The 13254-nt window shown below is 35.0% G+C and carries 12 protein-coding genes; all 12 read right to left on the reverse strand.

Annotation, left to right across the window (positions count from 1 at the left end; all coding sequences use genetic code 11):
- Window positions 1-61 precede the first annotated feature (61 nt).
- The 12 genes from BT1A1_RS17020 to BT1A1_RS17070 all read right to left on the reverse strand — a co-directional run bounded on the left by BT1A1_RS17020 (window position 62) and on the right by BT1A1_RS17070 (window position 12947).
- The gene (locus BT1A1_RS17020) at window positions 62-793 is read right to left on the reverse strand and encodes a hypothetical protein (protein WP_034773545.1); all 732 of its coding nucleotides are present in this window, start codon (window positions 791-793) and stop codon (window positions 62-64) included.
- Between the two features lie 210 nt (window positions 794-1003).
- Window positions 1004-1747, reverse strand: coding sequence for a hypothetical protein (locus BT1A1_RS17025; RefSeq protein ID WP_034773547.1), 744 nt, complete (start codon window positions 1745-1747; stop codon window positions 1004-1006).
- Between the two features lie 167 nt (window positions 1748-1914).
- Window positions 1915-2652, reverse strand: coding sequence for a hypothetical protein (locus tag BT1A1_RS17030; protein ID WP_034773549.1), 738 nt, complete (start codon window positions 2650-2652; stop codon window positions 1915-1917).
- Window positions 2653-2728: 76 nt separating this feature from the next.
- Window positions 2729-4276 (reverse strand): Mbeg1-like protein, encoded by a 1548-nt coding sequence (locus BT1A1_RS17035; protein WP_034773553.1) that lies wholly within the window; start codon window positions 4274-4276, stop codon window positions 2729-2731.
- A gap of 1 nt (window position 4277) precedes the next feature.
- Complete coding sequence (locus tag BT1A1_RS17040) at window positions 4278-5012, reverse strand: hypothetical protein (RefSeq protein WP_034773555.1); 735 nt, start codon at window positions 5010-5012, stop codon at window positions 4278-4280.
- 427 nt (window positions 5013-5439) lie between these two features.
- Entirely contained in the window at window positions 5440-5727 is a 288-nt protein-coding gene (locus tag BT1A1_RS17045) for a hypothetical protein (protein ID WP_156103296.1), read from the reverse strand.
- A gap of 41 nt (window positions 5728-5768) precedes the next feature.
- Window positions 5769-5924, reverse strand: coding sequence for a hypothetical protein (locus BT1A1_RS18940; protein WP_156103297.1), 156 nt, complete (start codon window positions 5922-5924; stop codon window positions 5769-5771).
- Window positions 5925-6053: 129 nt separating this feature from the next.
- Window positions 6054-6359: a WXG100 family type VII secretion target gene (locus BT1A1_RS17050; protein WP_034773559.1), complete on the reverse strand. Its 306-nt coding sequence runs from the start codon at window positions 6357-6359 to the stop codon at window positions 6054-6056.
- A 23-nt stretch (window positions 6360-6382) separates the two neighbouring features.
- Window positions 6383-6685: a WXG100 family type VII secretion target gene (locus BT1A1_RS17055; RefSeq protein ID WP_051989214.1), complete on the reverse strand. Its 303-nt coding sequence runs from the start codon at window positions 6683-6685 to the stop codon at window positions 6383-6385.
- A gap of 33 nt (window positions 6686-6718) precedes the next feature.
- Window positions 6719-6970: a hypothetical protein gene (locus BT1A1_RS17060; RefSeq protein WP_034773561.1), complete on the reverse strand. Its 252-nt coding sequence runs from the start codon at window positions 6968-6970 to the stop codon at window positions 6719-6721.
- Window positions 6963-11558 (reverse strand): type VII secretion protein EssC, encoded by a 4596-nt coding sequence (essC, locus tag BT1A1_RS17065; RefSeq protein ID WP_034773563.1) that lies wholly within the window; start codon window positions 11556-11558, stop codon window positions 6963-6965. The genes BT1A1_RS17060 and essC overlap by 8 nt, the downstream gene beginning before the upstream one ends.
- 555 nt (window positions 11559-12113) lie before the next feature.
- A complete protein-coding gene (locus tag BT1A1_RS17070; protein WP_034773566.1) occupies window positions 12114-12947 on the reverse strand; it encodes a sulfurtransferase in 834 nt (277 codons plus the stop codon).
- Between the last annotated feature and the right edge of the window lie 307 nt (window positions 12948-13254).

Below are 13254 nucleotides of genomic sequence, written 5' to 3' on the forward strand. Positions count from 1 at the left end.
CTTGTTTTGAACTACGATCTAGTTTAGTAGCTTTTGGTTCTCAATCAGAAAAAACCTCACTTCATTTTCCTCCTTGGAGAAGTTTACCTATTTCACTTTCATTCATATTTAGACCGTCATTTGTAATTGATAATTTCAGAAAACTAATTGTTTCCTTTTCTTCAAACCAACTATTACTAATATCGGGTAATTTGGTAAACTCACCTATTAAATCATCATAGTTTTCTTTTGAAATAATCCAAACATTTACCTGCAATGGCGTATTTAGAAGGTCCTCGTGTGTTTTTCTTAATCCGTTTAAAAATGCATCTCCTGAAAGATTTTCATTTTCCTTTAAAACTAAATATCCGGAAACATACTCTGGAGAATAGTCTGATATATAGTCACTCGGTTCCATATTTAAATTTAGCGTAGTAATATCTTTCCCTCCGAATATAAATAAGAGACTTTCAGACGTAATTCCTTGTTTTTTTAGGTTTTCTTTAAGAAGAACTTCAATTTTAGTTTCGATTAATCTACCTTTATAGTTATTTGAAACAATTTCCCCATCTGTATTCATTTGACATTCAAACACAACATCCGTTTTTTTTGACTTCACAAAGGCTGTTACCGTATCATTGGTCAATGTCCCAAATCTGTTGCCCAGTGCAAGAACTTCAAATTTCTCCCCGTCATACATTTCGGATAGTTTTTCTTCAATTTGTTTTGCTTGCATTTTATTTAGACTTCCACAACCCGTTAAACTTAATATTAATATTGCCATAAGGAGGGATTTTCCTAGTTTTATTAACATTCCCTGCCTCCTTTTTGTCATGGAAATTTGTTTTTAATAATGGATATTGGTGTAATACAAATTTATTAAGAATTTTGTATCATTGCGTATTTAGAAGATTCCTTTTATAACGATCATTTACCTTTGCTAATACATGAAAAACTTTCAAATACTACCGGATTTTTCCCGGCTTCATAAGAGGTACCTATACGCAAATCAGTGCCTGTATAACTAGTCAAGTTTAACTCCTCCTTGGAGCAGTTTATTTAGTTCATTCTCATCTGGGCTTACACTATCTGTTTCAATTGAAAATTTAAAACTACTCAGTGTCTCTTTATCATCAAACCAACTATTATCTATATCAGGGAGTTGGGACATTTCTGCAACAATCTCATCATAATTTTCTTCAGGTATTATCCAGACGTTTGCCCTTAGTTCTATATTTTGAATCTCATTGAATGTTTTTTGAAATGCATTCGTTAATGCTGCACCCGTATTATTTGGGCTTTCTTTTATTACTAAATAACCAGCAAATAGATAAGGTTTATATTTAGAAATAAACTCATTTAAGGGTGTACCTAATTCTACTTCACTTGTGTTTGACTTACTAAATCCAGACATCATACTCTTCGCTGTTATCCCTTCACTTTCTAAATTACTATTAAGCATCTTTTCAAGTTGACTTAAAACTGTTTTACTAATGTAATTATCTACCAATATTTCCCCTTTTGGGCTCATTTTGGCTGAAAATACAATGTCTGAGTCAACAGCTTTAACATTTGCTTGTACATAATCATTTGTCATTGTTCCATATCTATTTCCGAGTGCGAGGACTTCAAATGTTCCTCCATACTTTTCTGTTAATCCTTTTTCTATTCTCTCAGCGGTATATTTATCATTACCGCACCCCATTAATCCTAATATTGACATGATAATGAGAATCACACCTGCCTTTTTGCATAGTATTTTATTCATTGTCAATCCTCCTATTCCAATCCGGGAGTAAATTTTACTATTATGATAGTTAATTACATATTGTTAATTACCTAAAACGGTAAATGATTTACATTTTAGCGATTCTTTAAAGTTTCACATATGCATGATTAGTATCTTCCTTTAATTTTTCAACAGAATAGGTCAAATTACTTTCCCCCTTGAAAAAGTTGATTTATTTCATACTCAGCCATTTTCACACCATCTGTACTCATAACAAATTTAAAATAATTGAGTGTATTTTTATCATCAAACCAACTATTATCTATATCAGGGAGTTGGGACATTTCCACAACAATCTCATCATAATTTTTTTCAGGTATTATCCAGACGTTTGCTACTAACTCAATGTTTTTGATTGTGTCAAATGTCTTTTGGAATGCATTAATAAAAGCTGCCCCTGTATTATTTGGGCTTTCTTTCACTACTAAATAACCACCAAATGAGTCAGGTTTATGTTTAGCAATATAGTCATCTAAGGACATGCCTACCTCTATTTCTCCTGTATCTGTACTGACTATTCCTTGCATCATGCTTGAACCTGAAATTCCTTCACTTTCCAAATTTTTATTGAGTAGCTCTTCAAGTTGCCTTGAAACTTTTCTAATTGCATAACCATCAGCTATTATCTCGCCTTTTGTGTTCATCTTTGCCGAAAATACAACACCCGAGTCAACCTCTTTAACATATGCCTTTACATAATCATTCGTCCTTGTCCCAAATCTGTTGCCCAGTGCAAGGACTTCAAACGTACCTCCGTACATTTCAGATAGTTTTTCTTCAATTTGTTTTGCTTGAATTTTATTTAGACTTCCACAACCCATTAAACTTAATATTGATACTGCCATAAGGAGGAACGTTGCTTTTTTTCCTAGTTTTATTAACATTCCTTCCCTCCTTTTCTGACACTAAAATTTATTTGTCATAATTGCAATATTTAGAGAAGAGTACAACAATACTGTTTTAGACTTGTTCCATAATATTCCGTTCGGCCTTTTCAAAAGCCTCTGCTGTGTCCTCCAGGTAGTTTATGCAAAATTTTAGTTTCATAGAGTTTGGCAATCGATTTGCTCGGATAATATCTAGTAAATCAAGAAAACCGTTTGTAAAATATAAGGAATTCATGTCTGCGTCAAGATTTTGGAGTCGCTTGCGTACATTTTCTAACCGCTCGGCATATTGTCTTAACTTATCTGTATTTACTTCAATAACTGGTGTTGCGACGGCATAACCGTATGATTTCATTACATGATTAAACCAGTCTCGAATCTGTGAAACTTTCGTGCTCATAAAGTCAATGAGTTGGTTAATTTTATCGTTCGTCCATTTAAGTGCATTACCAACAACTTTTCCTATTTCCTTAAACAAATCACTGAATAATTCAAGCATGCTTTCAATGGTTGCTCCAAAGGCTATTACAGTGACAACTATGGCGACAACAGCTAAAATCAATTGTCCAATAACTGCAAGGGCAGGAATTCCGCCAATGGCAACAAGGGCAAGAACTCCACCACCAACTGCGATTGCTAATGGGACTTTATAATACATGACAAAAACAAGTATGCCGCCTAATGCATCAACCAGAAAACTACCTACAGGTGCCCATAGATGATCGATGGACTCAGTAAACTTACCAAACATAAGTTCCCATTGACTTTTTCCACCATTAACGAGATTGGTTTCTCGTTTTGCTTTACCTGTAGTTTCATCAATAATTAAATTTGAAGTTGAATGTTCCATAACTAAATAGTTCAAAGGATTCCATGTCGCTTTTGTGGCTAATGTTTCAAAGTTAATGCCCGTAGCCGGATTTAAAATAGCCCCAACCACACTCCATTGGTAATGACGGAATTCACCGTCTAGTTTTTCACTAATCAACTCAATTTGTTCCTTGTATTCTGCAAGATATTCTTTGGAATATCCCGGTCCGTCAAAATTAACAGCTTGCCGAATTCGAGGGAAAATATTTTCATAAAAAGTCGACATTATTGATCCGTGAATAGCCAGGTTACCACCTAGAGAGTGACCTGTGAATGCTACATTATCATATTTTGTTATATAGTCACTATTATTGATTTCTTCCAAAAACTCATTTACCTTTTTTTGCTGCTCGGTTAATCCGGGTTTTAGCAATGCTAAATCAGCTTCACTCCAGTCTTGAAGAGCATGTTGTGAATTTAACATGCTTTCACTTCCCCGAAAAGCAACAATATGTCCATCACCCGTATCGAGAACAATTCCGTAAAGACCAGTTTGATCCTTTTTATTATCATTCTTGTAATCAACAATTTTCCATTCGACATTATTTCTTTTTTCTATTGCCTCTATTTTATCTATGATTTCTCGGTAATGGTTAACCTCATTATCGCTTAAATCTTCATTATGATTCTTGATTAAATATTCTATAGCTTGCACAACATTAATGTCACTATTTAATTTCTCATATGCTTTGTGTAAATCCATATAAGCTAAATCAGTAGCAATCTTTAATTCTTCATCTGAATAATTCAAATTAATCCCCCCCTTGGAAAAGTTGATTTATTTCATTCTCAGCCATGTTCACACCATCTGTACTCATAACAAATTTAAAATAATTGAGTGTATTTTTATCATCAAACCAACTATTATCTATATCAGGGAGTTGGGACATTTCTGCAATAATCTCATCATAATTTTCTTCAGGTATAATCCAGACGTTTGCTACTAACTCAATGTTTTTGATTGTGTCAAATGTCTTTTGGAATGCATTAATAAAAGCTGCCCCTGTATTATTTGGGCTTTCTTTCACTACTAAATAACCACCAAATGACTCTGGTTTATGTTTAGCAATATAATCATTAAACGAAATACCTACTTCTATTTCTCCTGTATCAATACTGCTAAATCCTGTCATACAACTCTTTGCTGTTATTCCTTCACTTTCTAAGTTGCTATTCAACATATCTTCAAGCTGTTTTGATACTAAAACACCCGCATAATTATCAGCTATTATTTCACCTTTTGTGTTCATTTTTGCAGAGAATACAACACCCGAATCCACTGCTTTAACATCTGCCCTTACATAATCATTTGTCATGGTTCCATATCGATTTCCGAGTGCAAGTACCTCAAATGTTCCGCCATACTTTTCTGTTAATGCTTTTTCTATTCTCTTAACGGTATATTTATCATTACCGCAACCCATTAATCCTAATATTGACATGATAATGAGAATCACACCTGCCTTTTTGCATAATATTTTATACACTGTCAATCCTCCTATCCAATCCGGGAGTAAATCTACTATGCATGATAGTAAATTACATATTGTTACTTACCTCAAAACGGTAAATGAATTACCTTTAAGTGATTCTTTTAAAGTTTCACATAAGCATAATTAGTATCTTTCTTTAATTCTTTAACAGAATAAGCCAAATTACTTTCCCCCTGAAAAAGTTGATTTAATTCATTCTCATCTAAATTAATGCCATCCTTATTCATAATGAATTTAAAATGGTTACGTGTATTTTTATTATCAAACCAGCTATTATCCACCTCAGATAGTCGAGTAAAATCTGCAATAATATCATCATAACTTTCTTCCGGTATTATCCAAACATTTGCTACTAACTCAGTATTTTGGATATCAGTGAATGTCTTTTGGAATGCATTGATAAACGCCGTTCCTGTATTATTTAAGCTTTTTCTTTAATAACTAAATAACCAGAAAAGTACTTAGGTGATTGTTTGGAAATATAATCATTTAATGATGTACCTAATTCTGTTTTAAGTGGGTCTTTACTTCCATATACAAACATTAAATTGTTAGCTATAATGCCTTCACTTTTTAAATGGTTATTCAGCAGCTCTTCAAGTTGCCTGGAAACTTTTCTACTTGCATAATCATCCGCTAAAATTTCCCCTTTTGGGCTCATTTTGGTAGTAAAAACGACACCCGAATCCACTGCTTTAACATTTGCCATAACATAATCATTTGTCATGGTTCCGTAACGATTACCAAGTGCTAGTACTTCAAATGTTCACCATACTTTTCTGTTAATCCTTTTTCTATTTTGTCAGCGGTATAGTTATCTACATGAACGCAACCAATAAAAAATAAACTTATTGCAATCGAAACAATCATTACAACTGCCATTTTGCTTATGTTTTTAGTCAACATAATGCCTCCTGCTCATTATCCGGAGTATAATTTTTATTTCGTGGAAAAATATGTATGTAGGCAGTCTTATTGAAGTTATAGACTACAAACGATTGAATCATCGTTTGTAGTCTGTATTCTTCTTATATATTACTTGAATGCATCAGCTAAACCTGTGTTGGTTGATTCTGTTTGGAAATAGCCTTGGTCAATTTGAGCTCTTAAGAACTTTACGTAATTATCGATAATATCGTAGTAAGTTTGGAAGTATTTCGCTTCAAATTCCTTATATGCATCAATCGTTGCTTGAGAAGCTTGCCCTTGCCAAGTATCTGCAAGGCTTGCAACTAATTTTGCCGTTTCTTGCAGTTCAGTAGAAAGCTTTTGGTTTAAAGACTCAATTGTTGAAGCAATTTGTGCCACCTGATCGGTATCAACGCGAATATGTCCAGCCATGTTTATCCTCTCCTTTTTTTCTACTAATTTTGTAGTTTACGAACTTGTGTTATGTTATGTTGCTGGGTTTGTACATAGTTATCTTTAATTTGTTTTAGTGCTTGACCCGCTACCGATAATTTTTGGGCCATTTTGTCTAAATCCTCCGTGAAGCCGGTAATTTGATCGACAAATGCTAAATTGTCGTCACCTTCCCAAGCCGCTCCCATTGTTTGGGCTGTTTGCATCAGTTGCTTGGCTATGTCTGAATAACTTTGCGAATGTGTTTCGAGTTGACCGGAAGTTGTTTCCAGTATCTCAGGTGTAACTAAAATCTTTTTACCCATGATTTTTCCTCCTTTAGATTTTATAAAAATTATTTATATTAGCATGAGTTTTGAACCATTCTTAATACCTAGTTCAAAAACAGTCATGTTAATATTGAAAATTATTCCTGTTTCTGCATCGCATAATACAGCATCTTGTGTAGCTTTATATTTGCCATCAGATAAGTCACTTAGTAGAGAAGAAACTAACACGAGCACCTCGCTCATTCTACTTTCTAAAGGGATATAAACATCAAAACTTTGATTCGCAGCAGGAAGGAAAATTTCAACAAGTACTTTATTCACTGCCGTCTCCCTCCTTTTCAGTGTTTAACAGTTTTACCTTTACACCCTTACCATTTTGTAAAGAAAAACCAAAATCAGCACTGATTTCCTCTCTCATCTCTTCTGTATTTTTTGAAGGTTTCAGGTGAAATTGTTCTATAATACCATTGCCCACCCAAATACCATCGCTACCATTAATATGTTGTTTATACCACTTGGCAAATGTAATATCTCCACTAAGATTCCTGGCTTGTTCGGTAATAATAAAGGTTACATTATACTTCACTTGTCCCTTTTCCAAGACTAACCAAAGTTTTTCGGCACCTTCATCAGAAAGCGTATTTTTTAAACCGGCAATGGAATTAATAATAATTACTTTTTGCTCAAAGTGTTCAACTTCCACACCTTTCTCAAGTGCATCTTTATATGTGTTATTTCGGTAAACGACCAGATCAAATAATGAAGATACAATGGTCTCACATTCATTGGGAGTTGAGTAATAAAGGATATCTTTATGATCTTTTGCTTTAAAACTCCCTATTGGATCGATAACGGTAACATTAAAACCGCATTTTTGTACCATAAGAATAGATAATGCTTCAATAAATGGCCCATATTCCATCCCTCCGGATAAAACCAAATGGATATAGGAAGCGCCAAATGGATAATAATGGACATCTAATGAATTTCTTTCTACACCAATCGGAACCGTCAAACTGCCCTCTTTTGCATACTCAGCCAGAAATGCAAGATCTACCTTCTCCGGCAAAACTGGAATTCGTTTGGCTGTTTGACCTTCCCATTCTTGCTGTAACTTGATACATTCATCTTGAATATACTGATAAGGAACCGCATCTTTTGTAATATAGGCAACTTGAAATTCATATAAAGAATCTTTCTTAACGAGTCCCCGACCTTTATATTTGGAAGGAAACAGGCCTTCCGTTTTCCCGACAATTATTGAATAGTCGGATTCATCATTCAACTGTAACGTCAACAACTGCTTAAAGTTTTGCAATAATCGATAACGTACTGCATTTGTTCCAAGAGCAGTTAGCACAAAGTAAATGCCATACCTTGTACCTTCACGGGAAAGATAAGATACCGCATCTTCTTTTTCTGGATAAATTTCATTAAAAGCAGCAAAATTATGAATCACGATAACGATAGATGGAATTTTCCTTCTCGTTGCTTGTGTATAGGAAGCATGGTCACCGCCATAGTCAGCGAATATTTTCTTTCGATCTTCAATTTCACTTTTTATCATTTTAAATAGATTACTAATTTTTTCGTTTTCATAAGATAAAATAACGTCTCCTACATGCGGTGCCTTGGCAAAAGCACGTAACGTTTCAGAAGCAAAGTCCAATAAATAAATATGAACCTCTTCAGGTGTATGCTCATGGATTAACGAATAGACCATCGCATTTATAAAAGTTGTTTTTCCGCTGCCTGCCGAACCGTATACAATCGTATTACCTTCTTCCGTTAATGGCAGACTGAGAAGTGCTTGCCGTTGCCGGGCCGGATCGTCATACTCACCAATTACCGGATTAAGCACTATAGGGTCCACCTTTTTGACTTGATATTTTTTCTTCAAATCATCCAGCAAAATTATTGGCGGAATAGGATCTAACCATAGCGGGCGAATGTTAATATTTTCCTCCGCAGCAATATTGCTTAGGTATTCAGTAATTACATCCAGCTGTTTCTTTGGATTCAGATCCTGATTTTTCTTATTATCCATTTTTGCCGCCTTAATTGGACGTCCGTTTCTGTCTATAACGACGACACTCAGATCCTTTTCAACTTGTACCTTATCAGCTGGATAATATGGGGCTCCTGCCCAAGCTGATTGCCCTAATTCAAATATTTCATTATAGCCAACCTGTAGATAAAATCGACCGGTTTCTGTCAGTTCAGCGGCATCCGGGCGTTTTAACATGTCCATACTATCCGCTCTTTCCTGAACTTTTAGACTCACGCGGAATTTACTGTTGCTCCATATTTGATCATCCACGACACCACTTGGCTTTTGTGTGGCTAAAATTAGATGAACACCTAAACTACGGCCAATGCGGGCAGCACTGACTAACTGACTCATAAATTCAGGCTGCTGTGTTTTTAATTCAGCAAACTCATCAGAAATGATAAACAAATGCTGCAATGGTTCGTTTACAATACCTTCACGGAATAACTTCTGATATTTATAAATATCGATATTACTTTCACCAACATTTTTACTTACTTCCGCAAAAATAGATTGCCTGCGTTTTAATTCACTTTCAATTGATATTAATGAACGTTTGATGGCAGCCCCATCCAAGTTCGTTATAATACCGGCAGTATGCGGCAAGTTTTCGAATGCTTTTGCCATGCCCCCACCTTTGTAATCGATAAGGATAAAGGCAACTTCATTTGGATGATAATTAACAGCTAGAGATAAAATATATGTAATAATGAATTCACTTTTCCCGGAACCGGTCATCCCTGCAACTATGCCATGTGGTCCATGAAATTTTTCATGCAAATCCAGTTTAAATGTTTCACCCAAAGTATCTACCCCAATAGGTGTTTCCAAAGACTTGGTTGGATCATTTTCTTTCCAGCGAGTTAGTGCATTTAAATGTTCAACTTTGCCAACATCAAACATTTCTAAAAATGTAACCACTAACGGTAAGTTCGCGGAATTCTCCGATGTATCTAGTGGAATATTAGCTAGCTTGACACTTAACTCATATGGATCTTCCGTTAAAAAGATGTCCGGCGTAAACGGTATCGATATCCCGGTAATATCATTTTTATCAAATAATTTTCCGCCATTCTCTTCAAGTTCAACAACCATCGTACATTCTTTTGGCAGGTTTTGCAGTTCATTATAAAAAGTAATGACACTAAAGTGGATATTCTTTTTATGGGAAAATATTTTTTTCAACATCTCTGCCCGAGTTGAAAGCCGTTTACTTAAGGCAAAGACAACATAATACGGTGTCACATCTTCAAATTGGCTATCACTCTGAAGCAAACGATTCTCAATTTCCTTTTCGATATAAGCTGAAACCTCTTTAACCTCATTATGATTTGTTCCGATAAACCGAATTTTTCGGTCATTGCTCCAAACATGCGGCAGCCACTTAGTAAAACCAAAATCTTTTTCTTCTTCCTGATCATAGATAAAGATCATTTTCACTTCATCATAGCTATAAAAGCCGGCCAACTGAAATATGAATCCTTTGGCAAACTCAACGATTTGTTTACGTTCCCCGATAACACCTGAAATATGATTCTCAAATAAAGATAGCGTAATGGGAATGTTCTTTAAAATTTTCGGGGAGTTTACTACTGCATGTAATTCTTCTTGCAGGTTATCTTCCTCAATTGTAAACTTCTTTTCTCCTGAAGATATTTCCGCATCCAACAAGCCTTGGCCGTTACCGACACGGAGTTTCAAAAAGTCATTTTGTCCGATTCCCCGCTCCCAGAGGTTTCGTTGCACATTTTTGATACGGTTCTCCACATCAGTGATTGGAACATGATTTTCCCTTAAAATTTCCTCCTGTTTTTCAATTTCTTCATTAAAAAGAACTTCAAACTTCTCTAAATATCTTTTATATCTTTCTTGACGAAGCTTTTCCTTTTTTCTCCTTCTTCTTGCATCAAATTTTCTGGAAATAATGGGCCACATCACTGTTCCGAGCAACATACTGGCAGACATAACAATCGACGGCATTGCCCTTGAAATATCACCTGTTGCCATGGCATTATTTATAGCAAAAATAGCTGTTGCCATGGAAGCCATTCCCATTGTCATGGATGGTCCAATTGCTAACATAATCGGCATCTCATCGCCAATTGCATTTTGTGGTGGAGGATCGATTTTGAAAATTGCCGTTTCAATATCCCTTTTAAATCGCGGTGACCGATAAAAATAATCAATCGCTGGTACTTCAATTTCATCCTCATCGTCAGTGGGCTCTATTTGTTGTTGGATAAAAGGAGATAAAAATTTTGTATGAATTGAAACTTTTCCATCCGGATTATTAAAAGCAACAAACACATTGCCGATGATTATTTTGAACCCCATAATATAAATAACATCACCAACATGTAATACTTGGTTATTTTTTACCCGTTTCCCGTTTACGAATGTTCCGTTTGTACTATCGTTATCTGTTATTCTCCATTCCCCGTTATAAAAGGATAATTTGGCATGGGAGGCAGATACAAAGCGATTATGTATGACAATTTCATTTTGTTCATTTCTACCAATGTTTATATGGCAGTAATTTTCTGCTACCATTTTAGTAAAAGTTTGGCGATCTTCTGTACTGGGCTCTGTAAATACAAGTGTTTTATGTTCATAACCGTTAATATGTAAGTTGTAAATACTTAGTGGACTAATAACCGTATTTCTAATGATTTTTCCGCTATTGTCGAGTACCTTGACATCTTTATTTGATTTCAAAATCCATTCTCCATTAATTCCTTCAATGCTGATTAATTTTTTTTGCGTGCCTGCTTTAGGGTCAGTAATCCAATATTGACCTCTTATTTTTTCAGGAAGAGTAATGGATGTGATACTTTCTTTATTTAAAAGTGTGACAATCATTTCTGTTACTCCTTTTTTGCAGGTTGAATTTGCTTAGGATACTAGTAAAATAAATTAAATAGAGTTGGCTATCAATTCTGAATAGTTTTGCCTAACTATACTATACCTAAAATCCTTTTAGATTCATATATCCCTTAAGTCCTAGGAATATATACTAAAAAAAGGATCTTACGCGATGTTATTACATGGATACGTATATAGTTAGTCAATAAATCAAAATAAAAGCCCATCTGAATAATTAATCAGATAGGCCTTTAGACATATTTTGGCAAGGTTTCTAGTCATATTTTCCTAATTATTATTCTGAAAATTGGTTATAAAGCCCTAGGTTTATTGGTACCAAAAAACCATTTTCCTAAAAAACTTACACTAAAAGTACATGATTTTGTGTCGTAATTCTATGGGTATGGTTATATTTAGCGTGCAATTTCCTGTAGACCCTTTTGGATGTTAATTTTCCGGTTGTATCGTTTTCATTTTTTAATAAAATTTCCCTAAAGAAAATGATTATACAATGAACGAGTGACTGTTTACGTAGAAAAGTATTGGGGTGAATTATCCCTTTTCCACCGGATTGTCGCTATATGAAACCCAGTCACTGTAACTTCCTGCGTATAGTTTTACATTTTGATAGCCTGCCATTTTTAGAGCTATATAATTAGGTGTGGCCGTGACACCTGATCCGCAATAGACAATAATTGGTTCCTTTTGATCCAACTCGGCAAATCTTTTTTTCTGTTCTTCGCTTCCTTTGAAGAAACCATTTTCCAACCCTTCTGCCCAAAATTTATGAATGGCCCCCGGGATATGTCCGGGAATTTTATCAATTGGTTCTTCTTTTCCCAAATAGCGTGCTTTTTCTCTTGAATCAATTAAAATTGGCGACTTTTTCTTATTGGCGACAATTTCCTTAATCTCTTCATAAGTTGCCAGCATCTCTTTTCGAATACTTACCTTATATTGAGCAGATTCCGGCTTTGGCACTTCTTTTGTTGTCGGGTAACCCGCTTCAACCCAACCTTTAAAACCTCCATTTAACACGTAGACTTTGTCATGTCCAATATATGTAAGCAGCCACCAAAACCGGGATGCGAACGCCCCCTCTCCTCCATCATAGGCGACGACCGTTTTCGTATTGTCAATTCCCGCTTTCTCTATTTCACGTCGAAACTTTTCAATATCCGGAAGCGGGTGCCTCCCTCCATGTTTAGAAACAGGTGCAGATAATTGTTTTTCCAAATCGAAAAAGTTTGCACCCGGAATATGGCCCGCCTTATATAGACGTTCTCCCTCATCCGGCTTGCTTAATGAAAAACGGCAGTCTACAATTTTAACATCTTTATTGGCTAATTGTTCGAGCAACCATTCTTGATTAACAACATACTCCACTTTAACAACCCCTGTTCATTAGTTTTATTATAAAATCAATGTGGGCTTAGAGTCAGCAATATCCTTTATCCTCGTGAATTTTTTGTATATATTCTATTATAAACCCAAATGATTAGCAGGGGATATTGCTTAGGACGACCTTACATAAGGTTTAAACTCAATTACTTATGGTACGGTTCACCGTGGTAATTTAAGAGGCAAAAAATAAGCATTGGGATTTTATTCCCAATGCTTTACCTAATTAATAAAAAGCTACCCTATATTAGGTTGTAATTATATTATTACTTAAGTTAAGCATGAATACCGG

The organism is Caldibacillus thermoamylovorans, from assembly GCF_000751775.1.
Lineage (GTDB): Bacteria > Bacillota > Bacilli > Bacillales > Caldibacillaceae > Caldifermentibacillus > Caldifermentibacillus hisashii.

Excerpts from the sequence above, each read along its gene's own strand:
- BT1A1_RS17045 (WP_156103296.1), bottom strand. The coding sequence starts at position 5,727 with ATGGCAAATGTTAAAGCAGTGGATTCGGGTGTCGTTTTTACTACCAAA.
- BT1A1_RS17030 (WP_034773549.1), bottom strand. The coding sequence starts at position 2,652 with ATGTTAATAAAACTAGGAAAAAAAGCAACGTTCCTCCTTATGGCAGTA.
- BT1A1_RS17055 (WP_051989214.1), bottom strand. The coding sequence starts at position 6,685 with ATGGGTAAAAAGATTTTAGTTACACCTGAGATACTGGAAACAACTTCC.
- BT1A1_RS17025 (WP_034773547.1), bottom strand. The coding sequence starts at position 1,747 with ATGAATAAAATACTATGCAAAAAGGCAGGTGTGATTCTCATTATCATG.
- BT1A1_RS18940 (WP_156103297.1), bottom strand. The coding sequence starts at position 5,924 with ATGTTGACTAAAAACATAAGCAAAATGGCAGTTGTAATGATTGTTTCG.
- essC (WP_034773563.1), bottom strand. The coding sequence starts at position 11,558 with ATGATTGTCACACTTTTAAATAAAGAAAGTATCACATCCATTACTCTT.
- BT1A1_RS17020 (WP_034773545.1), bottom strand. The coding sequence starts at position 793 with ATGTTAATAAAACTAGGAAAATCCCTCCTTATGGCAATATTAATATTA.
- BT1A1_RS17050 (WP_034773559.1), bottom strand. The coding sequence starts at position 6,359 with ATGGCTGGACATATTCGCGTTGATACCGATCAGGTGGCACAAATTGCT.